This window comes from Rhodopseudomonas palustris, from assembly GCF_003031265.1.
Taxonomy (GTDB): Bacteria; Pseudomonadota; Alphaproteobacteria; order Rhizobiales; family Xanthobacteraceae; genus Rhodopseudomonas; species Rhodopseudomonas palustris_H.
Genome location: NZ_CP019966.1, coordinates 2435786 through 2457129, shown reverse-complemented (window position 1 = coordinate 2457129; position 21344 = coordinate 2435786). Strand labels below are relative to the sequence as shown.

General features: G+C 66.4%; 20 protein-coding genes. 7 read left to right on the top strand and 13 right to left on the bottom strand.

The features are described from left to right. Window positions 1–128: 128 nt before the first annotated feature. The 3 genes from RPPS3_RS11325 to RPPS3_RS11315 all read right to left on the bottom strand — a co-directional run bounded on the left by RPPS3_RS11325 (window position 129) and on the right by RPPS3_RS11315 (window position 3514). A complete protein-coding gene (locus RPPS3_RS11325; protein WP_107344159.1) occupies window positions 129–1154 on the bottom strand; it encodes an NADP-dependent oxidoreductase in 1026 nt (341 codons plus the stop codon). Window positions 1155–1416: 262 nt separating this feature from the next. After that, window positions 1417–2913, bottom strand: a complete 1497-nt coding sequence (gene guaB, locus RPPS3_RS11320) for an IMP dehydrogenase (protein WP_107344158.1) — start codon at window positions 2911–2913, stop codon at window positions 1417–1419. 352 nt (window positions 2914–3265) lie between these two features. Then, window positions 3266–3514, bottom strand: coding sequence for a hypothetical protein (locus tag RPPS3_RS11315; protein WP_107346564.1), 249 nt, complete (start codon window positions 3512–3514; stop codon window positions 3266–3268). A gap of 192 nt (window positions 3515–3706) precedes the next feature. Here RPPS3_RS11315 and RPPS3_RS11310 point away from each other — a divergent pair, with 192 nt between their 5' ends. After that, window positions 3707–5182, top strand: a complete 1476-nt coding sequence (locus RPPS3_RS11310) for an MFS transporter (protein ID WP_107344157.1) — start codon at window positions 3707–3709, stop codon at window positions 5180–5182. Between the two features lie 15 nt (window positions 5183–5197). Here RPPS3_RS11310 and RPPS3_RS11305 read toward each other — a convergent pair whose 3' ends face one another. Next, a complete protein-coding gene (locus RPPS3_RS11305) occupies window positions 5198–5377 on the bottom strand; it encodes a hypothetical protein (RefSeq protein ID WP_107344156.1) in 180 nt (59 codons plus the stop codon). A gap of 161 nt (window positions 5378–5538) precedes the next feature. Beyond that, a complete protein-coding gene (locus RPPS3_RS11300; protein WP_107344155.1) occupies window positions 5539–6252 on the bottom strand; it encodes an RlmE family RNA methyltransferase in 714 nt (237 codons plus the stop codon). 197 nt (window positions 6253–6449) lie between these two features. Between RPPS3_RS11300 and RPPS3_RS11295 the strand changes: the two genes are divergently transcribed. Beyond that, entirely contained in the window at window positions 6450–7025 is a 576-nt protein-coding gene (locus RPPS3_RS11295) for a hypothetical protein (protein WP_107346563.1), read from the top strand. A 24-nt stretch (window positions 7026–7049) separates the two neighbouring features. Here the strand turns inward: RPPS3_RS11295 and RPPS3_RS11290 are convergent, their stop codons facing one another. After that, complete coding sequence (locus RPPS3_RS11290) at window positions 7050–8117, bottom strand: Ppx/GppA phosphatase family protein (RefSeq protein ID WP_107346562.1); 1068 nt, start codon at window positions 8115–8117, stop codon at window positions 7050–7052. Window positions 8118–8357: 240 nt separating this feature from the next. Here RPPS3_RS11290 and RPPS3_RS11285 point away from each other — a divergent pair, with 240 nt between their 5' ends. Beyond that, window positions 8358–10739 (top strand): xanthine dehydrogenase family protein molybdopterin-binding subunit, encoded by a 2382-nt coding sequence (locus RPPS3_RS11285; RefSeq protein WP_107344154.1) that lies wholly within the window; start codon window positions 8358–8360, stop codon window positions 10737–10739. A 329-nt stretch (window positions 10740–11068) separates the two neighbouring features. Here the strand turns inward: RPPS3_RS11285 and RPPS3_RS11280 are convergent, their stop codons facing one another. Both RPPS3_RS11280 and RPPS3_RS11275 read right to left on the bottom strand, forming a co-directional pair. Further along, window positions 11069–12283 (bottom strand): ABC transporter substrate-binding protein, encoded by a 1215-nt coding sequence (locus tag RPPS3_RS11280; RefSeq protein WP_107344153.1) that lies wholly within the window; start codon window positions 12281–12283, stop codon window positions 11069–11071. A gap of 195 nt (window positions 12284–12478) precedes the next feature. Further along, window positions 12479–13279, bottom strand: a complete 801-nt coding sequence (locus tag RPPS3_RS11275; RefSeq protein ID WP_107344152.1) for a hypothetical protein — start codon at window positions 13277–13279, stop codon at window positions 12479–12481. A 101-nt stretch (window positions 13280–13380) separates the two neighbouring features. On the opposite strand from RPPS3_RS11275, the gene RPPS3_RS11270 reads away from it, so the two are divergent. The 4 genes from RPPS3_RS11270 (at window position 13381) to RPPS3_RS11255 (ending at window position 16759) form a co-directional block, all read left to right on the top strand. Further along, the gene (locus tag RPPS3_RS11270; protein WP_107346561.1) at window positions 13381–13857 is read left to right on the top strand and encodes a YaiI/YqxD family protein; all 477 of its coding nucleotides are present in this window, start codon (window positions 13381–13383) and stop codon (window positions 13855–13857) included. Window positions 13858–13867: 10 nt separating this feature from the next. Next, window positions 13868–15685, top strand: coding sequence for an ABC-F family ATP-binding cassette domain-containing protein (locus RPPS3_RS11265; protein WP_107344151.1), 1818 nt, complete (start codon window positions 13868–13870; stop codon window positions 15683–15685). 103 nt (window positions 15686–15788) lie between these two features. Next, entirely contained in the window at window positions 15789–16445 is a 657-nt protein-coding gene (locus tag RPPS3_RS11260) for a TetR/AcrR family transcriptional regulator (protein WP_107344150.1), read from the top strand. Between the two features lie 11 nt (window positions 16446–16456). Then, entirely contained in the window at window positions 16457–16759 is a 303-nt protein-coding gene (locus tag RPPS3_RS11255; protein WP_107346560.1) for a hypothetical protein, read from the top strand. Window positions 16760–16769: 10 nt separating this feature from the next. On the opposite strand, the gene RPPS3_RS11250 is transcribed toward RPPS3_RS11255, so the two are convergent. The 5 genes from RPPS3_RS11250 to RPPS3_RS11230 all read right to left on the bottom strand — a co-directional run bounded on the left by RPPS3_RS11250 (window position 16770) and on the right by RPPS3_RS11230 (window position 21327). Then, window positions 16770–18005, bottom strand: coding sequence for an NAD(P)/FAD-dependent oxidoreductase (locus RPPS3_RS11250; protein WP_107344149.1), 1236 nt, complete (start codon window positions 18003–18005; stop codon window positions 16770–16772). A 231-nt stretch (window positions 18006–18236) separates the two neighbouring features. Beyond that, a complete protein-coding gene (locus RPPS3_RS11245) occupies window positions 18237–19154 on the bottom strand; it encodes an SDR family NAD(P)-dependent oxidoreductase (protein WP_012495736.1) in 918 nt (305 codons plus the stop codon). 18 nt (window positions 19155–19172) lie between these two features. Further along, the gene (locus RPPS3_RS11240; protein WP_107344148.1) at window positions 19173–19640 is read right to left on the bottom strand and encodes a MaoC family dehydratase; all 468 of its coding nucleotides are present in this window, start codon (window positions 19638–19640) and stop codon (window positions 19173–19175) included. A 92-nt stretch (window positions 19641–19732) separates the two neighbouring features. Continuing rightward, the gene (locus tag RPPS3_RS11235) at window positions 19733–20707 is read right to left on the bottom strand and encodes an NADPH:quinone oxidoreductase family protein (RefSeq protein WP_107344147.1); all 975 of its coding nucleotides are present in this window, start codon (window positions 20705–20707) and stop codon (window positions 19733–19735) included. Next, a complete protein-coding gene (locus RPPS3_RS11230; protein ID WP_107344146.1) occupies window positions 20707–21327 on the bottom strand; it encodes a 2-hydroxychromene-2-carboxylate isomerase in 621 nt (206 codons plus the stop codon). The genes RPPS3_RS11235 and RPPS3_RS11230 overlap by 1 nt, the downstream gene beginning before the upstream one ends. Window positions 21328–21344: the final 17 nt, after the last annotated feature.

The following is a 21344-nucleotide window of genomic DNA, read 5'->3' as shown; positions in this document are numbered from 1 at the left end:
TACGCTCAAGGGCGGTATCGGTCCGACGCTTTCAGGCTCCCGCTATAGCTGCCGCCCCCGCCGATGACAATCGAACCACCGCAACGCAGAGTCCCGGCCACGCCGGGGCTCCGCTGCGGCGCTTGCGATCAGGCGCGCTCCGGCCCGACGCGGACCAGCTGCTTGCCGAAATTGGCGCCCTTGAGCAGGCCCATGAACGCCTCCGGTGCGTTCTGCAGCCCGTCGGTGACGTGCTCGCGGTACTTGACCTTGCCGTCCCGCACCCAGCCGGACATCTCGCGCAGAAACTCCTGACGCCGACCGGCGAAATCGCTGACGATGAAGCCGCGGATGGTGAGCCGCTTGGTCAGCACGTGGCGCATCAGCGCGGTCGCCCATTTCGGCGTCGGCGGGGTTTCGAACGCATTGTACTGCGCGATCAGTCCACACACCGGCATGCGGGCGAAGGCGTTAAACAGCGGAAACACCGCCTCGAACACTTCGCCGCCGACATTCTCGAAGTACACGTCGATGCCGTTTGGGCACGCCGCCTTCAGCTTCGCGGCGAGATCGGGATCGCGATGATCGAGGCAGTCGTCGAAGCCGAGCTCCTGCTTGACGTAGTCGCATTTATCCTTACCACCGGCGATGCCGATCGCGCGCGCGCCCTTCACCTTGGCGATCTGCCCCACAGCAGAGCCGACCGCGCCCGAGGCCGCCGCGACCACGACAGTCTCGCCTTCCTTCGGCTGGCCGATGTCGAGCAGGCCGGTGTAGGCGGTCATCCCCGGCATGCCGAGCACGCCGACCGCGGTCGAGATCGGGCCGAGCGACGGATCGATTTTGCGCAGCGGCTTGGCATCAGCGACCGCATGCGTCGCCCAGCCCGAATGCGCCAGCACGATGTCACCCTTGGCAAAGGCCGGGCTCTTGCTATCGATCACTTCACAAACCGTGCCGCCTTCCATCACGCCGCCAACCGGCACCGGTTGCGCGTAGGACGGACCATCACTCATTCGGCCGCGCATATAAGGATCGAGCGACAGCCAGATCGTGCGGAGCAATACCTGCCCCTCGCCGGGCGCTGGAACGTCGAACTCTTCGAGGCGGAAATTCTGCGGCGTCGGCTCGCCGACCGGACGCGACGCGAGCACGATACGCTGACCCTTGGACATTTCGTTTCCTTTTTGATGTTCGTTGTCGTCAGGGCCGCGACTGTAAGCGACACCACCGCATTCGCCAACTGCATCAGCCGTGCAGGCAGCCTTCATCGTCATTCCGGGGCGCGCGAAGCGCGGACCCGGAATCTCGCGGGTCGGGGCACCTCAGAGACTGCAACAATCTCCAGATTCCGGGTTCACGCGTTCACGCGCGCCCCGGAATGACTGTGAAGAGGTCGTTATTACGGTGGAGAGGTCGTTACTTAAGTCAGCCGCCTCACACCCCGCCCGGATAGTTCGGGCTCTCGCGGGTGATCGTGACGTCGTGGACGTGGCTTTCGCGCAGGCCCGCGCCGGTGATACGGACGAACTCGGCCTTGGTGTGGAATTCGCCAAGGTCCTTGGCGCCGACATAGCCCATCGCGGCGCGAAGGCCACCGGCGAGCTGATGCACGACGTTGCCGACCGGGCCCTTGTACGGCACTTGCCCCTCGATGCCTTCCGGCACCAGCTTCAGCGTGTCCTTGATGTCCTGCTGGAAGTAACGATCGGCCGAACCGCGCGCCATCGCGCCGACCGAGCCCATGCCGCGATACGCCTTGTAGGAGCGGCCCTGCCACAGGAACACTTCACCGGGAGTCTCGTCGGTGCCGGCGAGCAGCGAGCCGACCATGGCGATATCCGCGCCGGCAGCGAGCGCCTTGGCGAGGTCACCCGAGTACTTGATGCCGCCGTCGGCGATCACCGGCACGTCGGCCTTCTTACAAGCCTGGACCGCATCCATGATCGCGGTGAGCTGCGGCACGCCGACGCCGGCGACGATGCGGGTGGTGCAGATCGAGCCCGGGCCGATGCCGACCTTGACGGCATCCGCGCCGGAGTCGATCAGCGCCTGGGCGCCGTCGCGGGTGGCGATATTGCCGGCGATCACCTGGACCTCGTTGGAGATCCGTTTGATGCGGGTGACCGCGTCGAGCACGCGGGCCGAATGGCCGTGCGCGGTGTCGACCACCACGACGTCGACACCAGCTTCGATCAGCCGCTCGGTACGCTCATAACCACCCTCGCCGACCGTGGTTGCGGCGGCGACGCGAAGGCGACCCTGCGCGTCCTTGCTGGCGAGAGGATGCGCGACCGCCTTCTCCATATCCTTGACGGTGATCAGGCCGACGCAGCGATACTGATCATCGACCACCAGCAGCTTCTCGATGCGATGCTGATGCAGCAGCTTCTTGGCCTCGCCCTGGCTGACGCCCTCGCGCACGGTGACGAGGTTCTCGTGCGTCATCAGCTCCGAGACCTTCTGCGCCGGATCGGTGGCGAAGCGCACGTCGCGGTTAGTGAGGATGCCGACGAGCTTGCCGGGGCCGTGGCCCTGCGCGCCGGTGACCACCGGAATGCCGGAGAAGCCATACTGATTCATCAGCGCCAGCGCATCCGCCAGCTTGGCATCCGGGCTGATGGTGAGCGGGTTCACCACCATGCCGGATTCGAACTTCTTGACCTGACGGACCTGCGCGGCCTGCCCTTCGGGATCGAAGTTACGATGGATCACGCCGAGGCCGCCGGCCTGCGCCATCGCGATCGCCATCCGCGCTTCGGTGACGGTGTCCATCGCCGAGGCGATGATGGGAATGTTCAGCGGGATCGCACGGGTGATGCGCGAACGGATGTCGACCTCGGAGGGCAGCACGTCCGACAGGCCCGGCTTCAGCAGCACGTCGTCGAAGGTGAGGGCTTCGATAAATTGCGGGGATGCGCTCACTGACGCCATGGCCAACTCCGTTCAGCGGCGCCGAAGGCCGCGCTCGATTTTGCGGGGACGGGAGGCACGTTCGGCGCCACTGGGGGCGGCGCCGTCGAATCGAGCCCGTCGGTAGGGTTGGCGGTGGTCGATAGCATGGGGATATGACGAATCAAAGGGGCAAGGCTGACAGCCCCGCCCCGCTCCCCAAGCATCCCTCAACAAGCCATGCTGGCCGGAAATCACCGGGATTCCAGGGATTTCGTGGCGGTATCGCCGGCCGCGACAACACCAGCAGCCTTGGCCGGGCACCAAAAAGCTAGGTCGCCGGATGTTTTTTGGACGAATCCCGCTGCAGATCACCTCTGCATGAAGACGCCGGTCAGCGCCGGTAGGCCGGCGGCAGACCATGTTCGCGGATCGCCTCGACGACCTCGCGGTGCATCCGCTTTTCGCGCTCCATCCGCACGGCAATCAGCGCGTGCAGCGACGGAATCACCAGCAGCGGGTGGAAGATCAGCCCGAGCACGATGCAGAGCACCAGCAGCACGAGGTTGAAAACCGCCGACAGCGGCTGGCCGTTGAACAACAAACCGAGCGGCGGCAGGAACGCAGCGAGCAGATAGATCATCGGCCAGTCTCCGTCGCGGAACCGATCGAGGCGCCGCTCATCGTCATCACCGCAAGCACATCCGAAAGCGATTTCCGCCATAAGGAAGCTGTGCCGGTCACAGAGGATTTAGGTAACCGCGCAAGCTCCGCAATAGCCGGGGCCGCGACACGGTGCTACAGCCCAAGCGCCCTCCTCTGATCGAAATCTCCGATGAACAAAGATCGAGTTATTCCGCTGATCGTGGCTGCCGCGCTGTTCATGGAGAACATGGACGCGACCGTGATCGCGACTTCGCTGCCGGCGATCGCCGCCGACATCGGCACCTCGCCGCTGACGCTGAAGCTGGCGATCACCTCGTATCTGCTGTCGCTGGCGGTGTTCATTCCGGCGTCGGGCTGGACTGCGGACCGGTTCGGTGCGCGCACGGTGTTCTCGATCGCAATCGCGGTGTTCATGGTCGGCTCGATCGGCTGCGCGCTGTCGAGCTCGATCCATCACTTCGTCATCGCCCGCATTATCCAGGGGATCGGGGGGGCGATGATGACTCCTGTTGGGCGGTTGGTGCTGCTGCGCTCGATCGAAAAAAGCGCGCTGGTCGGGGCGATGGCCTGGGTGACGGTACCGGCGCTGATCGGGCCGGTGATCGGGCCACCGCTCGGCGGCTTCATCACCACCTACTTCTCCTGGCACTGGATCTTCCTGATCAACATCCCGATCGGGCTGATCGGGATCGCGATGGCGCAGCGTTTCATCGATCCCATCCAGGGCGAACGCCCAGAACGGTTCGACCTGATGGGCCTGGTCCTCGCCGGCATCGGCGTCGCCGGTATCGCCTTCGGCCTGTCGGTCGCCGGCCTCGGCCTGCTGCACTGGAGCGTGGTGGTCGGGCTGATCGGCGTCGGCGCGATCGCGATGACGCTGTACGTGTTCCACGCCCGCAGAGTGCCGGCGCCGGTGCTGGACTTCTCGCTGCTACGCCTGACGACGCTGCGCTCCAGCCTGATCGGCGGCTTTCTGTTTCGGCTCGGCATCGGCGCACTGCCGTTCCTACTACCGCTGCTGATGCAGATCGGCTTCGGGCTGTCGCCGTTTCAATCCGGCCTCGTCACCTTCGCTTCCGCAGCCGGCGCGATCGGGATGAAGACGCTGGCGGCGCGGATCATCCGCGCCTTCGGGTTCCGCAACATCATGACGGTGAACGCCGTGGTCAGCTCGGTGTTTCTCGCCGCCTGCGCGCTGTTCGCACCGGGCACGCCGCTGCTGCTGATCATGATCATCCTGGTGGTCGGCGGCTTCTTCCGATCGCTGCAGTTCACCTCGATCAACACCGTCGCATATGCCGAGGTCGAGCAGGCCCAGATGAGCCGCGCCACCACCCTGCTCAGCGTCGGCCAGCAGCTTGCGCTGTCGGCAGGTGTTGCAGTCGGTGCATTCTCGGTGGAAGCGACGATGGCGCTGCGCGGCGTCACCACGCTCGGCGCGGCCGACTTCGCCCCCGCCTTTATCGTGGTGGCGGTACCGGCTGCGCTGTCAGCGCTGTTCTTCTGGCAGATGCCGAGCGATGCCGGCCACGAGATTTCGGGGCGCAAGGCGATCGAGATTTCGAGCAAGAAGGCCGGCGCCAAAGCCGCGACCAAGGCTGCGTCCGAACAGACCCAGGACGCCCGCGACCAGCGGTTCGGCTAGGTAAGGTTCTGTCGATCAGCCGAAACGGTCGCCACCGGACTGGGCACCGTCGTCCTGGCGGACGGCCAGGCGCAGCACGTCGTTGCAGATCGGGCAGCGAAAATGCGGCACATCGAACGACGCGTTGGCATGCTCGATCTCGATCAGCTCCCGATCGACACCGCAGGCTCTGCACATCGGCGTAGGAATCTCCATTGGTCCCCCCGATTCGCCCGATGGATGCCGCTAAGCCTATGGGAACTACGAGGAAGTGCTCTGTAGAAAGCTACCTTTACCAACAATTAACCAGATGAATTCGCTGCTTTAAAGCGCGACTAAGTTGCACTCTCGCACGGCAAGGCGCCAAGCGAGCGGCGTCACCCCAGTTCGCCGCCAGCCGTTGCGTCACGCGCCGCACCGCCACGAAAGCCGGTCGCCAGCAAGTAGCGCTCAGACGAGTCCTTGCGGCTCGCCGCCGGCTTGACGTGCTTCACGCTGGCATAGTCGCGCTTCAGTTCGGCCATCAGCGCTGCATCGGCGCCGCTCTGAAACACCTTGGCGAGAAACGCCCCGCCCGGCTTCAACACCTCGGCCGCGAACATCGCCGCGGTCTCGACCAGGCCGACGATGCGGAGCTGGTCGGTCTTGCGGTGGCCGGTGGTGTTGGCGGCCATGTCGCTCATCACCAGATCGGCACCGCCGCCAAGCATTTCGCGCAACCGGTCCGGCGCCGAGGGATCGAGAAAATCGAGCTGCGCGAAGGTGACCCCGGGGACCTCGCCCATCTCCAACAAGTCGATCGCCACCACCTTACCGCGGCCGTCGGCGGCCCCGACCTTCTTGGCCGCAACCTGGCTCCAACCGCCGGGTGCGGCGCCGAGGTCGACCACCGCCATGCCGGGCTTGAGCAGCCGGAACTTGTCGTCGATCTCGGTGAGCTTGTAGGCGGCGCGCGAACGGTAGCCGTCGCGCTTGGCCTGCGCCACGTAAGGGTCGTTGAGCTGGCGCTCCAGCCACAGCTTGGACGACAGCTTCATCCGCCCGCCGCTTTTGACGGTGACGCGCATTCGTCCGGTGGTGTCCTTGGCCATGGCTTCGCTTACGATCGAGGGATAAGGCCGCTGCTTACCAGACGGGCCCGGAAAAACCAGTGCGGAACCGGCTCCATCCGGCCGCCATCGCGGATGCGTGCCAGGATGCCGCGGCGTTTCGAGGCTTGCGGCATGATCAAGATCAAGACATCGATGGCCGCAAGGAATACCTCCCGGAGGTCCAACAGGCTGGGATCATGTCATTAGCCGCTTTCGCCTCCGCCGTTCTGGCGCTGCTGCTGGCCCCGGGGCCGACCAACACCCTGATCGGCGTCGCCGGGGCACAGGGTGGGCTCGGCCGCGTCGCGCGGCTGCTGCCGGCCGAACTGCTCGGCTACCTGACGGCGATCCTGCCCCTCGCCTATCTCGGCGCCGACCTGATGGCGGAGCTGCCGGCCGCAGCTCTGATCGTGAAGGTCGCCGCGGCTGCCTGGGTGATGCTGCTGGCGGTGCGGCTGTGGCACCTGAACCCGTCCGGCGCGACCGGCGCCATCACGGCGCGGCGGGTGTATCTCACGACGTTGCTGAACCCGAAGGCGCTGATCTTCGCCCTGGTGCTGCTGCCTGCACCGAGCGAACCCGACTTTGCCGCCAGACTGATGATGTTCTGCCTGATGGTCTTCGCGGTGGCGCTGCTGTGGGGCTTTGCCGGCACGATGACGCAGATCGGAGCCGGCGGCGACGGCCGCCTGAGGCTGACGCAGCGGATCGCGTCGCTATGGCTGGCGCTGGTGTCGCTGTCGCTGATCGCCGGCGCGCTCACCACCGTTTGACCGCCAGCGGCGTCCTCGCGCGAACTACACCGGCCCGAGCACGCCGTCTTCGCGCATCATTTCGACCAGCATGCCCTCGCGCAGACCGCGATCGGCGACGCGCAGCCGCGGCAGCGGGAACGCCGCGCGGACTGCATCGAGGATGGCGCAGCCGGCCAGCACCAGATCGGCCCGCTCATTGCCGATGCAATGGTTATGGGCGCGGTCGTGATAACTCATACTGCGCAGCTTCTCGACCGTGGCGCTGAGTTCGGCGTCGCTCATCCAGATGCCATCGACCCGCCGCCGGTCGTAGCGGATCAGGTCGAGATACAGACCGGCCAACGTCGTCACCGTGCCCGAAGTGCCGAGCAAATGCATCCGGTCGAGATCGCCGCCATGCTGGGCGGCGAATGGCGCAACATGCTTGGCGACCTCGGCGACCATCGACGTGTAGGTCTCCGGCGTCACCACCTTGCCACCGAACGCTTCGGCCAGCGTGACCACGCCGAGCGGCACCGACATCCAGGCCTGAATTCGCGGCGGCACGTCGGGCCGATCCGGATCGCGGGCAATCCGCACCAATTCGCTGGAGCCGCCGCCGATATCGAACAGGATCGCACCGCGGCCGTTCGGATCGAGTAGCGGCGAGCAACCGGTCGCGGCGAGCCGCGCTTCGGTTTCGCGGCCGATGATCTCGAGCCGGATGCCGGTGGCGTGCGCGACCCTGTCACAAAACTCGTCGGCATTGCTGGCGGCGCGGCAGGCCTCGGTTGCAATCAGCCGCTGCCGCCTGGCTTTGCGTGCATCGATCTTCTCGCGGCACACCGCGAGCGCCGAGATCGCCCGTCCGATCGCCGCCTCGCTAATCCGGCCGGTGGTGGCAACGCCCTCGCCGAGCCGGATGATCCGCGAGAACGAGTCGATCACGCGAAAGCCGTCGCCCGCCGGCCGCGCGATCAGCAGCCGGCAGTTATTGGTGCCGAGGTCGAGCGCGGCGTAAACGCCGTCGCCGTGGGACGCGGTGGCGTGCTCCTCCTCGGCGATCGCAACGATCGCGTGCGGGTCCTCGCCAAGCAGCGAGCCCGGGCGAAGCCGCGTTTCGTCGTCCATCAAATTCGTCTTTCCGCAGCCGTGCACGGCCGACGTCGAAATCATCATTCACGGAAAGTTTAGCAGCGCACCGCCCCGGCGCAACCCACCTGCGGGCGAAGCATGCGGTTTCGTGCGTTGTGGCGTGTGGGCGGCTGCGCTATCCGTTAGGACTATCAGCACTGACATTCCCCGCGCAGAAACGCCGCCCCACGCGGCCTTTTCCCGTCCCGCGCGCCTCTCAAGCCGGAACTCAGCCTCATGCAGGACAGCCCCGCCAACGCGTCGCTCGACACCTCCCTCGCGCTGCACAAATTCGGCGTGGGCCAGCCGGTCCGGCGCAAGGAGGACGAGACGCTGCTGCGCGGCAAGGGCCGCTACACCGACGACTGCAATCTGCCGGGGCAGTTCTACGCCGTGATGGTGCGCAGTCCGCATCCGCACGGCATCATCCGCGGCATCGGCACCGAGGCCGCCAAGGCAATGCCCGGCGTCTGCGCGATCTACACCGGCGCCGACCTCGCCGTCGCCGGCTACGCGCCGTTCAGCTCCGGCCTGCCGCTCAAGAGCCGCGACGGCACGCCGCTGAAGCAAACCCATCACGGCGCGCTGGCCACCGACAAGGTGCGCTTCGTCGGCGAGCCCGTCGCGTTTGTGGTCGCCAAGACGCTGGCGCAGGCGCGCGATGCCGCCGAAGCGGTCGAACTCGACATCGACCCGCTCCCCGCCGTCACCGATGCAGAAGCCGCGATGCAGCCCGGCGCGCCCCAGCTCTACGATCACATCGAGAACAACGTCGCGCTCGACTATCACTTCGGCGACACCGCGGCGGTGAACGCAGCCTTCACCGCGGCCGCGCACGTCACCACGCTGGATATCGAGAACACCCGCGTTGCCGCGGTGCCGATGGAGCCGCGGGTCGGGCTCGCCTCCTACGATCAGCAGAACGGCCGCTACACCATCCAGCTGCCGACCCAGGGCGTCTCTGGCAACCGCAATACGCTGGCCAAACTGCTCGGCGTGCCGACCGACAAGGTGCGGGTGCTGACCGGCCAGGTCGGCGGCTCATTCGGGATGAAGAACATCTCTTACCCCGAGTACATCTGCATTCTGCACGCCGCCAAGGCACTCGGCCGCCCGGTGAAGTGGACCGACGAGCGTTCGACCAGCTTCCTCTCCGACAGCCAGGGCCGCGGCCAGCAGATCCGCGCCGAACTGGCGCTGGATGCCGGCGGACGCTTCCTGGCGATCCGCCTTTCCGGCACCGGCAATCTCGGCGCTCAGATCACCGGCGTCGCGCCGCTGCCGCTGTCGCTCAACACCGGCAAGAACATCGGCAGCGTGTACCGGACGCCGTTGCTTAGCGTCGATATCAAGTGCGTCGTCACCAACGTCACGCTGATGGGCGCCTATCGCGGCGCCGGCCGGCCCGAAGCCAACTACTTCCTGGAGCGGCTGATCGATCGCGCCGCCGACGAGATGGGGATCGACCGCCTCACCTTGCGCAAGCGCAACTTCATCAAGCCGACGCAGATGCCGTTCACCGCCTGCTCCGGCGTGACCTACGACAGCGGTGATTTCGCCGGCGTGTTCGGACAGGCGCTGGAACAGTCCGACTATGACGGCTTCGCCAAGCGCAAGAAGGACGCGCGCAAGGCCGGCAAGCTGCGCGGCATCGCGGTCGGCTCATATCTCGAAGTGACGGCGCCGCCGAACCCCGAACTCGGCAAGATCGTGTTCGAAGAAGGCGGCACGGTGCGGCTGATCACCGGCACGCTCGACTACGGCCAGGGCCACGCGACGCCGTTCGCACAGGTACTCAGCACGTTTCTCGGCGTGCCGTTCGAGCGCATCCGGCTCGAACAGGGCGACAGCGATATCGTCCACACCGGCAACGGCACCGGCGGATCGCGTTCGATCACTGCCAGCGGCATGGCGATCGTCGAGGCGTCGCAAAAGGTGATCGCCAAGGGCAAGAGCGCTGCGGCGCATCTCTTGGAAACCGCCGAAGCCGACATCGAATTTGCCGACGGCCGCTTCACCGTCGCCGGCACCGACCGCAGCATCGGCATCATGGACCTGGCGCAGCGGCTGCGCGGCGCCGAGCTGCCGGAGGGCGTCCCCTCCTCACTCGACGTCGATCACACCACCGAAGGCGTCCCCTCCGCCTTCCCCAACGGCTGCCATGTCGCCGAGGTCGAGATCGATCCGGAGACCGGCGTCACCCGCGTGGTGCGCTACACCGCGGTCAACGACTTCGGCACCGTGGTCAATCCGATGATCGTCGCCGGTCAGCTCCATGGCGGCGTCGCCCAAGGCATCGGCCAGGCGCTGATGGAGAAGGTCTCGTACAACGCCGACGGCCAGCCGATCACCGGCTCGCTGCAGGACTACGCGTTGCCGCGCGCCGAGGACATCCCGCTGATGACGGTCGGCGATCACCCGGTGCCGGCCAAGACCAATCCGCTCGGCACCAAGGGCTGCGGCGAAGCCGGCTGCGCCGGCTCCCTAGCCACCATCGTCAACGCCGCGCTCGATGCGCTCAAGGATTACGGCGTGACGACCCTCGACATGCCGCTGACGCCTGAGAAGGTGTGGCGCGCGATCCACGACGCCAAGGCGAAGACGAAGACAGCAGCGTAGTCCACCCAGTCATCGCCCGGCTTGACCGGGCGACCCAGTATTCCAGAGCGTCCCTCGAGGCTGAAGGGGCCGCACAAGTGGCACCTGGTCCAGCTCGCCGCAGGCGCTCTGGAATACTGGGTCCCCCGCATGCGCGGGGGATGACGCTGTGCTTGTGGCAATAATGCCTCTCCCTCACAACGTCATGCGCGGGCTTGACCCGCGCATCCATCGCGCGTGCAGCGCGCAAACGAGAGAGTCCCAACGAAGAAGATGGGTCGCCGGGTCGAGCCCGGCGACGACGTCTGTTGTGCTGCGAGGACGTTGCCTCGTCGTCAGAGCCCTACTCTCTACTCCGCCTTCACCAGCGGGCAGCCGCCGTCTTTCAGCGGGCGGAAGGCCTGGTCGCCGGGGACTTCGGCGAGGACCTTGTAGTAGTCCCACGGCGCCTTGGATTCTTCCGGCTTCTTGACCTCGAACAGGAACATCGAGTGCACCATGCGTCCGTCCTCGCGCAGGAAGCCGTGGTCGGTGAAGGCGTCGCGCACCGGCAGTTCGCGCATCTTCGCCAGCACCGTCTTGGTGTCCTTGCTGTTCGCCGCCTTCACCGCCTTCAAATAGTGCAGTGTCGCACTGTAGGTCGCGGCCTGGTTCATCGTCGGCATCCGCTTCATGCGTTCGAAGTACTTCTTGCCGAACTCGCGGGTGCGGTCATTGAGGTCCCAATAATACGCCTCGGTGATGATCAGGCCGTTGGCCATCTTCAGACCCAGGCTGTGGATGTCGGAGATGAACATCACGATGCCGGCGAGCTTCTGGCCGCCGGTGACGATGCCGAACTCGGCCGCCTGCTTGATGGTGTTGATGGTGTCGCCGCCGCCATTGGCCATACCGATGATCTTGGCCTTCGACGACTGCGCCTGCAGCAGGAACGAGGAGAAGTCGGCGTTGTTCAAGGGATGCCGCGCGCTGCCGAGCACCTTGCCGCCCGCCGCCTTCACCACCTCGCCGGTGTCGCGTTCGATCGAATGGCCGAACAGATAGTCCGCGGTGATGAAGAACCAGGTGTCGCCGCCGTTCTTGACGATCGCCGAGCCGACGGTGTGGGCGTTCGAATAGGTGTCGTAGGTCCAGTGCGCGGTAAAGGGCGAGCACGATTTGCCGGTGATGTCCGACGACGCCGCGTCGGTGACGATCATGATCTTCTCGAACTTCTTCGACATCTCCATCGCGGCAAGCGCGGTGGCCGAGGTCGGCAGATCGACGATCATGTCGACGTTTTCGTTCTCGTACCATTTGCGTGCCAGCGACGCGGCGATGTCGGGCTTGTTCTGCACGTCCGCCGAGATGAACTCGATCGGCTTGCCGAACATCGTGCCGCCCATCTCCTCGATCGCCATCTTGGCGGCTTCGACGTTGCCCTGGCCGCCGATGTCGGAATACACCGACTGGAAGTCGCCGAGCAGACCGATCTTGAGCGGAGCCTGTTGCTGCGCGAAGGCGGGTGCGCCGAGCAGCAGCGGCGCGGCCAGCATCATCGCTGCCGCCCGTTGAACGAGTGTCATGTTTCCTCCGGAATGATTTTTTGATTTGTTATCAGTTCGGCCGTATCGCCGGCTCCCGCGCATGAATTGATGTGCCCCCGCCCTCCCTGTTGCTAAGATCGTCGGCAAGCATTCTCGCTGCGCTCGCCCGCAAGGCGAGAGGGGCAGAACGTCGCATGACGTCGCCCGCCGTCCGTCTGACGGAATAAACGTCTGCTACGCGGCCGCCTGCTGCCGCGGGGCGAAGATCGCGACGTGGTGACAATGCGCCACCGGCCGGTCGCCATTCGCCACGATCAGCGCATCGAATTCGGCGAAGCGGTGGCCCTTCTTGTCGTAGTTGGCGACCACCCTCGCTCGCGCGGTGAGCACATCGTCGCCGCGCGCCGCGGCGAGCAACTGCATCTTCGATCCGACATGGATCCACGGCCCGAGCACGACATTGTCGACCAGCACGCGGTTCATGATCCGCTGCAGCGTCCCGGGATGGATCAGGTCATCGCTTTGGTAGATCGGATCGGTCTCGCGGATCTCGTCGAGATAGGCGCGCAGCTTCTCCCCGCCCCAACTCACCGGTGCGGTGCCGAACCAGTGACCTTGCGGAAACGACTGCGCGCCGACCGGCGGCCGGTTCGTCGCCGCGGCGGTCTCCGGATAGGCGGACAGATCGACCGCTGGCGCCTGCGCCGGCAGTGATGCGCTGCCGGTGGCACAGAGCTCGCCGCGGCTCTCGACCGCGAGCGTGATGGCCTCGCCCTGCTGCTCGCCCGTCACCGTCGCGGTCTCGCCGTCGTACACCGGCTTGACGAACCGCGCCTCGATCAGCCCGCGCTCCAGGAAATCCCGGCCCCAGCGGGCGACCGGCAGATGCATCATGTAGGCCATCACCTCGACCCCGGGCACCAGGCCGCCGGAAAAGCCGAAGCGGCGGGCCACGGTGTCGTCGTGCATCTTGTTTTCGGATTGTTTGGCGGTGTTGAAGGCGCTGACGCGCCAGGGCGCAAGCGATGCGGCCATGGTGTCTCCCGGTTTGCCCGATCTTGTTGGCGATCGTTGCCGGCGATGCTACGCCACTGCGCCGGCAACGCAAGGCCGCCCAGAGAACCGCACACCGCCCGATGACCGACGCCCTCACCCGCATCTATGTCGACGCCGACGCCTGTCCGGTGAAGGACGAGGTGTACAAGGTGGCCGAGCGTCACCATCTTCCGGTGACGGTGGTGGCCGGCGGCTTCATCCGGGTGCCGCAGCATCCGCTGATCGAGCGTGTCGCCGCCGGTTCCGGCATGGATGCGGCCGACGACTGGATTGCGGAGCGGATCAAACCGGGCGATATCGTCATCACCGCGGACATTCCGCTGGCGAGCCGCTGCGTCAAAGCGGGCGCCACCGCGATCGCTCCGAACGGCAAGCCGTTCACCGAGGAGTCGATCGGCATGACGCTGGCGGTGCGCAATCTGATGACCGATCTGCGCTCGACCGGCGAGATCACCGGCGGCCCGCGCGCGTTTTCGCCGCGCGACCGCTCCACCTTTCTTTCGGCGCTCGACAGCGCGATCCGCAGGATCGCGCGCCGCAGGGCCGCTCCGACCTGATGGACCGACCATGGCGCCGCCGCTGATCCAACTGAAAGACATCGCGCTGACCTTCGGCGGCGCCGCGCTGTTCGACGGCGTCGAGCTCGCCGTCTCAGCCGGCGACCGGCTGTGCCTGATCGGCCGCAACGGCTCCGGCAAATCGACGCTTTTGAAGATCGTCGCCGGCCTGATCGAGCCCGACCGCGGCAGCCGCTTCGTGCAGCCCGGTGCCACCGTGCGCTATCTGCCGCAGGAGCCGGATTTCGACGGCTTCGCCACCACGCTGGCTTATGTCGAGGCCGGGCTCGCGCCGGGCGACGATCACTATCAGGCCGCCTATCTGCTCGAACAGCTCGGCCTGCACGGCGATGAGAACCCGGCCAATCTCTCTGGCGGCGAGGCCCGGCGCGCGGCGCTGGCGCGGATTCTCGCGCCCGATCCCGACATCCTGCTGCTCGACGAGCCGACCAACCATCTCGACCTGACCACGATCGAATGGCTGGAGAACGATCTCGCCCAGCGCAGATGCGCGATCGTGATGATCAGCCACGACCGCCGCTTCCTCACCAACCTGTCGCGCGCCACCGCCTGGCTCGACCGCGGCGTGATCCGCCAGATCGACCGCGGCTTCTCGCAATTCGAAAGCTGGCGCGACGACGTGCTGGCGGAAGAAGAACGCGATCAGCACAAGCTCGACCGCAAGATCGTGATGGAAGAGCACTGGCTGCGCTACGGCGTCTCCGGCCGCCGCAAGCGCAACGTCAAGCGGCTCGCCGGCCTGCACGAGTTGCGCGCGCAGCGCCGCGACTATCGCGGCCCAACTGGCGCCGCCTCGCTCGCCGCGGCCGAGGCCGACAAGTCCGGCAAGCTGGTGATCGAAGCCAAGTCGATCAACAAGGCCTGGGGCGACCGGCCGATCGTCGACGGCTTCTCGATCCGGATCAATCGCGGCGACCGCGTCGGCATCGTCGGCCCGAACGGCGCCGGCAAGACCACGCTGATCAGCCTGCTGACCGGCGCGCTGGCCCCGGACAGCGGCACGGTGCGGCTCGGCACCAATCTGGAGATCGCCACGCTCGACCAGAGCCGCGACAGCCTGGACCCGAAATCGACGCTGAGCGACGCGCTGACCGGCGGCCGCGGCGACCAGGTGATGGTCGGCGGCAAGCCGCGCCACGTGATCGGCTACATGAAGGACTTCCTGTTCACCCAGGAGCAGGCGCGTACGCCGCTGGAGGCGCTGTCCGGCGGCGAACGCGGCCGGCTGATGCTGGCGCGCTCGCTGGCGAAACCGTCGAACCTTTTGGTGCTCGACGAGCCGACCAACGACCTCGATCTCGAAACCCTCGACGTGCTCGAGGAGATGCTCGGTGACTACGACGGCACGGTGATCCTGATCAGCCACGACCGCGACTTTCTCGACCGCGTCGTCACCTCGGTGATCGCGCCGGACGGCGGCGGCAAATGGATCGAATATGCCGGCGGCTACTCCGACATGCTGGCGCAGCGCGGCGCCGACCTGACCCGGCAGCCGGCCAAGGCCGCCGTGGCCGAGCCGACGGCCGCGAAGGCGGCGCCCTCGCCCGCCGCGGCGCCTGCGCCGAAGCGCAAGCTCAGCTTCAACGAGAAGCACGCGCTGGAAACGCTGCCGAAAACCATCGCCAAGCTGGAAGCCGAGATCACGAGTTTGCAGAAGCAGCTCGACGATCCGCAGCTCTATGCCAAGGACCGCGCCAAGTTCGACAAGGTCTCGGCCGCGATGGCCAAGGCGCACGACGAGCTGCACGCCGCCGAGCAGCGCTGGCTCGAGCTGGAGATGCTGCGCGAAGAGATCGAAAGCGCCTGACCCGGCCTTTTCCCAAGTTTTGAACGGCACTTAATCACCGCGTTGACCGAGCGGTTGACTTTGCACGTGCGTGAGTTTATATCTACATCTGTAGATATTAGCCATGACAGCCGCTCCGACCCCACCCCACCGCCCACGTGGCCGCCGCCCCTCCGGGGCGCCGAGCGGCCGTGCCGCCCTGCTCACCGCCGCGACCCGCGCCTTCGCCGAACTCGGCTTCGAGCGCGCGGATCTGCGCAGCATCGCCAAAGCCGCTGACGTCGATACCGGGCTGATCCGGATCCATTTCGGCGACAAGGCCGCACTGTGGCTCGCCTGCCTCGACGCGGTGACCCAGGAAGCCGCACCGATCATGGCGGTGATGACCAAGCTTTCCACGGAAGCCGATCGCCCGATCTACGACCGGCTGCGCGAAGCGATCGAGACCTTCGTGGCCTTCGGCATCGCCCATCCGGAAGTCCGCCAGTTCGTCGCGCAGCACCCTGCTGAGACGCCAGAACGCGCCGCGTTGCTGATCGATCGGCTCGCCCGGCCCGCTTATCTGTCGATCCGCGATCTGGTGCAGGCCGGCATCGATTGCGGCGTAGTGCGGACGCCGCATCCGGCGCTTTTCTTCCTGCTGCTCAGCAACTCGGTGCACCAGCCGCACTCGGTGCCGGTGCTGCTCAACGAGATCGCGCCGGACATCGCCCCCGCCGAAGCGCCATCCCTGCTGGCGCGCAGCATCGTCGCGACCTTTCTGCATTCCCCCACCTCGTGAAGGACCAGACCATGACTGCTTCAGCCGATCATTCCGCTCGCCGCTTCAGGCTCCGCATCGCCTCGCTCGCGGCCGCAGCGCTGTGCGTGACGGTGAACGCGGCGTCGGCGCAAGGCACACCGGAGGAACGCCGCGCCTGCAGGCCTGACGTGATGCGGCTGTGCCGCTCGGAAATCCCCGACGTGCCGGCCATCACCGCCTGCCTGATCGCCAAGCGCACCCAGCTCAGCCAGGCCTGCTCGCTGGTGATGTTCCCGAACCGTCACAGCGACGCGACGCATAGCCGGGCGAGCCGTCCGGTCGTGACGCAATAACCACGCGGCGTCAGGCGCGTTGCAGCCAGCGCAACGCGCCGCGGCCGGCCATCACACCAGTCGCAAAGCAGGCCGTGAGCAGATAGCCGCCGGTCGGCGCTTCCCAGTCGAGCATCTCGCCGGCGGCGAACACGCCGGGCAGTTTGCGCAGCATGTAGTCCGCGTCGATCTCACCCAGCGCAATGCCGCCCGCGGTCGAGATCGCCTTGGCGATCGGCGCGGTGGCAACTAAGCGCACCGGCACGGCATTGATCAGCGCGGCGAGCTGATCGGCCGGCAGCGTCGCCAGGGCAACGCCAGATCCATGCGCGGCTTCCTGCAGCAGACCGATGCCGGCCGGCGACAGCCCCGCGGCTTTGCGCAAATACGTCGACAGCGACTGCTTGCCCCTCGGCTTCGCTAATCGCGCCGCGAGATCGGCTATGCTGAGATCCGGCCGCAGCGCGATCGACAGCTTCGCTTCGCCCTCGGCCAGGATCGCATCGCGCAACGCTGCCGAGATCGCGTAGATCGCGCCGCCTTCGATGCCGTCGCGGGTGATCACCGCCTCGCCGCGTACGGTGCGCGGCCCGAACGACAGCGCGACGTTCTTCAGCGGCGCGCCCTGATACTTGTCCGCGAACAGTGCCGACCACTGCGCGACGAAGCCGCAATTCGCCGGCCGCAGCGTCGCGATCGCAATGTCCTTGGCGGCGAGCAGATCGCTCCAGCTTCCATCCGAACCGAGCCGCGGCCAGCTGGCGCCGCCGAGCGCCAGCACGGTCGCCCGCGCCGCGATGCTGCGCGGACCGTCCGCTGTGTCGAACGACAGACGCCCCTCGCCGTCGCATCCGGTCCAGCGATACTTCAGGCGGAGCTGCACGCCCAGCGCATCGAGCCGGCGCAGCCAGGCGCGCAGCAGCGGCGAAGCCTTCATCGCCACCGGAAACACCCGACCGCTGGAGCCGACGAAGGTCGGCTGCCCGAGATCATCGGCCCAGGCGCGCAGTTGCTCGGGGCCGAACGCCTCGAGCGCTGGAGTCAGCCGCGGCTGCGCCGCGCCGTAGCGCGACAGGAAGTCCGGCAGTGCTTCGCTGTGCGTGAGATTGAGGCCGCCGCGCCCGGCCAGCAGAAACTTCCGCGCCGGAGCACCCATGCCGTCGAACACGGTGACGCGCATGCCGCCAAGCGCGAGCTGCTCGGCCGCCATCAGTCCGGCCGGCCCGGCGCCGATCACGGCGGCGTCGATGTCGATGATGTCAGCCACGACGGCTGCCTGCGATGAAAATCATCCGGCGCTTATACACGAACCGGGATCGGCGTAGAGATTCCGGGTTCACGCCTTCGGCGTGCCCCGGAATGACTCGTGGAGAGGCTTCGCCCCAAGCACGTCGTTCCGGGGCGCTCGCGTCAGCGAGCGAACCCGGAACCTCGACAAGTTCTGCGACTCTAAGATTCCGGGTTCGCGCCTTCGGCGCGCCCCGGAATGACGACCGCATTACATCTTGATGCCGAGGCGCGCGGCGGCCTGCGCCACGTACTTCTGCGTCTGCTGGAACGCGCCTTCGAGCGCCTGGGCCTTGGAGTCGTCACTGATCTCGGCGAAGTGCGCGGCGATCGCGTCGGGGGTCCATTCGGATTCCGGCAGGTTGATGCCTTCGGTCTCAATGATCTTGATCTGCGCGAACGACCCGGCGCCGGCGCCGAGCGTGGTGCGGGTCGGCGCGTTCTCGCTGAGCAGGAACAGCACCGCGGGCGTGATCGCCTCCGGCTTCATCAGCTGCAGCGCCTGGGGCGGCAGCAGCTCTTCGGTCATGCGGGTCGCGGCGGTCGGCGACACAGTGTTGACTCGGATGTCGGTCTTGCGGCCTTCCTGCGCCAGCACGTTCATCAGCCCGACGATACCGGCCTTCGCGGCGCCGTAGTTGGCCTGGCCGAAGTTGCCGAACATGCCCGACGACGAGGTGGTCAGCACGATGCGGCCGTAGTTGCGCTCCTTCATGCCATCCCACACCGCCTTGCAGCAGTAGAAGGTGCCGGCGAGATGCACATCGATCACCTTCTGGAAATCGCTCAGCTCCATCTTGCCGAACGACTTGTCGCGCAGGATGCCGGCGTTGGCGACCAGCAGGTCGACGCTACCCCACTCCTTGGTCGCCTTCGCGACCATCGCCTGGACCTGTTCGTAGTTCGACACGTCGGCGCCGTCGGCCATCGCAGTGCCGCCGGCCTTCTTGATCTCTTCGACCACGGTCTCGGCGGCGGTCATCGAACCGCCGGTGCCGTCACGCGCGCCGCCGAAATCGTTCACCACCACCTTGGCGCCGAGCGCCGCGAGACCCAGCGCATGCGCGCGGCCGAGACCGTTGCCCGCGCCGGTGACGATGGCGACGCGTCCGTCGAACCTGATAGCCATGTGTGTTGCTTCCCCGGATTATTGTTCGAAGTAGATCAGGCCGAGCCAGTCAGCCACGAGGGCCGAGCGCTTCTCGCCCTCGATTTCGACGTTGACGCTGGTACGCGACAACAATTCGCCCGGCTTGCGCACAGTAGCTTCCGCCAGCATGAAGCGGCCGCGCACGCGCGATCCCGCCTTCACCGGCGAGATGAAGCGCAGCCGGTCGAAGCCGTAGTTGACGCCCATGGTGACGCCCTTGATCCTCGGCATCGCCTCGTAGGAGAACACGCTCAGCATCGACAGTGTCAGGAAGCCGTGAGCGATCGTCGTGCCGAACGGTGTCTCGCGCGCGGCGCGCTCGGGATCGACGTGGATGTACTGCCAATCCTCGGTGCAATCGGCGAACTGATCGATCCGCTTCTGATCGAGCACATGCCATTCCGACACGCCGATCTCGGTGCCGACGAGCTTGATATAGGCGTCGAGTTCCAGTTCAGTGCTCATTCCAACCTCGTTGTTCCGCGCTGCACATTCCACATCGCGAAACCCGCGCCAAGCGAAATCTTCGCTCGCCGCGGGCGCCTGAAAATTCCGTATTACGGGAGCAGCGCGACCCGGCCGATCGCCTTACGGTCGATCAGCAAACGCATCGCCGGAGCCCATTCCGACAACGGCAAGCGATGCGACACGTTGGGCCGAAGCAGGCCCTTGGCGGCAAGCTCGAGCAGCTTGGCGGTGCGCTGCTCGCCGCGCGCCGGATCGCGCCGCACCGCCTCGCCGGCACGGACGCCGATCACGCTCGCGCCCTTCATCAGGATCAGATTGGTGCGCGCGAGCCCAATGCCACCGGTAAAGCCGACCACCAGCAGCCGCGCGCCCCAATTGATACAGCGCACGCTGTCTTCGAAGATCTGGCCGCCGACCGGATCGAACACCACATCGGCACCGCGGCCCTCGGTGATGCGCTTTACCGCATCCTTGAACGGTTCGGCGCCATAGAGGATGCCGTGGTCGGCGCCGCGCTGCCGCGCCACCGCGAGCTTCTCTTCGCTCGACGCCGCCGCGATCACGGCGGCGCCGAGATACTTGCCCACCTCGACCGCCGCGAGCCCGACGCCGCCGCCGGCGCCATGCACCAGCAGAACTTCGCCGGGCTGCAGCTGGCCGCGTTCGACCAGCCCGTGCCAAGCGGTGCCGTGGCCGGCCAGATAGGTCGCAGCTTCGGCGAAATCGAAATTCGCGGGCGCCAGCGTGAGTTGCGAAGCCGCAGCCACCACCTCTTCGGCGTAGGCGCCGAACCGGAGCTTGACGATCACCCGATCGCCGAGCTTCACGTTTGCAACATCAGCGCCGAGTTCGATGATCTCGCCGGCCGCTTCCATGCCGGGAATGAACGGCAGCTCCGGCTTGAGCTGATACTCGCCGGCACACATCAGGATGTCGGGGAAGTTGATGCCGGCGGCGCGGATCGCAACCCGCACGTCGCCGGGCTTCAAGTCCTTGCGTTCGATCTCTTCCAGCCGCAGCGACTCGGGAGGTCCGAGTTCGCGGCACACCACAGCCTTCGGCATCAGGCGGCACCCGCCTTGCGACGCGCCAGCGCCTCGCGCACCAATGGCAGCCGGTCGTTACCAAAATACATGTCGGTCTTGTCCACAAAGATGGTCGGCGAGCCGAAGCCGCCGCGTGCCATCACCTCGTCGGTGTTGTCCTTAAGCTGGTCCTTGATGCTCTGCTCCGCGATCGCGGCGAAGAATGCCTGCGGGTCGAGGCCGCACCGGGCGCAGATGGCGGTCAGCACGTCGTCTTTGGAGATGTCCTGATCGTCGCCCCAATACGCTTCGAACACCGCGGTCGCAAACGGCACCATCGCGTCGGGCTTGTCGCGCAGCAACCAGAGACAGCCACGCATCGCCTTGACGCTGTTCACCGGAAACACGCTGGGCGGCATCTTGATCGGAAGGCCCGCCGAGCGCGCCCAATCCGACAGGTCCTTGACCATGTAGCGCGCCTTCAGCGGCACCGGCGTCTTGCGGGATTCGTACACACTCGGATTGACCGAGTTGAAGATGCCGCCGACCAGGATCGGCCGCCAGGTGATCTCCTCGCCCATGTCTTTCGCCAGCGGTTGGATGTTGTGAAAGGCGAGATACGTCCACGGACTGGAGCAGTCGAAGAAGAATTCGAGCATCGGCGTTTCCTTTTCTT

Bases quoted from the DNA above. Each gene is read 5' to 3' on its own strand.
- RPPS3_RS11325 (WP_107344159.1), bottom strand. From the start codon at position 1,154: ATGTCCAAGGGTCAGCGTATCGTGCTCGCGTCGCGTCCGGTCGGCGAG.
- guaB (WP_107344158.1), bottom strand. From the start codon at position 2,913: ATGGCGTCAGTGAGCGCATCCCCGCAATTTATCGAAGCCCTCACCTTC.
- RPPS3_RS11315 (WP_107346564.1), bottom strand. From the start codon at position 3,514: ATGATCTATCTGCTCGCTGCGTTCCTGCCGCCGCTCGGTTTGTTGTTC.
- RPPS3_RS11310 (WP_107344157.1), top strand. From the start codon at position 3,707: ATGAACAAAGATCGAGTTATTCCGCTGATCGTGGCTGCCGCGCTGTTC.
- RPPS3_RS11305 (WP_107344156.1), bottom strand. From the start codon at position 5,377: ATGGAGATTCCTACGCCGATGTGCAGAGCCTGCGGTGTCGATCGGGAG.
- RPPS3_RS11300 (WP_107344155.1), bottom strand. From the start codon at position 6,252: ATGGCCAAGGACACCACCGGACGAATGCGCGTCACCGTCAAAAGCGGC.
- RPPS3_RS11295 (WP_107346563.1), top strand. From the start codon at position 6,450: ATGTCATTAGCCGCTTTCGCCTCCGCCGTTCTGGCGCTGCTGCTGGCC.
- RPPS3_RS11290 (WP_107346562.1), bottom strand. From the start codon at position 8,117: ATGGACGACGAAACGCGGCTTCGCCCGGGCTCGCTGCTTGGCGAGGAC.
- RPPS3_RS11285 (WP_107344154.1), top strand. From the start codon at position 8,358: ATGCAGGACAGCCCCGCCAACGCGTCGCTCGACACCTCCCTCGCGCTG.
- RPPS3_RS11280 (WP_107344153.1), bottom strand. From the start codon at position 12,283: ATGACACTCGTTCAACGGGCGGCAGCGATGATGCTGGCCGCGCCGCTG.
- RPPS3_RS11275 (WP_107344152.1), bottom strand. From the start codon at position 13,279: ATGGCCGCATCGCTTGCGCCCTGGCGCGTCAGCGCCTTCAACACCGCC.
- RPPS3_RS11270 (WP_107346561.1), top strand. From the start codon at position 13,381: ATGACCGACGCCCTCACCCGCATCTATGTCGACGCCGACGCCTGTCCG.
- RPPS3_RS11265 (WP_107344151.1), top strand. From the start codon at position 13,868: ATGGCGCCGCCGCTGATCCAACTGAAAGACATCGCGCTGACCTTCGGC.
- RPPS3_RS11260 (WP_107344150.1), top strand. From the start codon at position 15,789: ATGACAGCCGCTCCGACCCCACCCCACCGCCCACGTGGCCGCCGCCCC.
- RPPS3_RS11255 (WP_107346560.1), top strand. From the start codon at position 16,457: ATGACTGCTTCAGCCGATCATTCCGCTCGCCGCTTCAGGCTCCGCATC.
- RPPS3_RS11245 (WP_012495736.1), bottom strand. From the start codon at position 19,154: ATGGCTATCAGGTTCGACGGACGCGTCGCCATCGTCACCGGCGCGGGC.
- RPPS3_RS11240 (WP_107344148.1), bottom strand. From the start codon at position 19,640: ATGAGCACTGAACTGGAACTCGACGCCTATATCAAGCTCGTCGGCACC.
- RPPS3_RS11235 (WP_107344147.1), bottom strand. From the start codon at position 20,707: ATGCCGAAGGCTGTGGTGTGCCGCGAACTCGGACCTCCCGAGTCGCTG.
- RPPS3_RS11230 (WP_107344146.1), bottom strand. From the start codon at position 21,327: ATGCTCGAATTCTTCTTCGACTGCTCCAGTCCGTGGACGTATCTCGCC.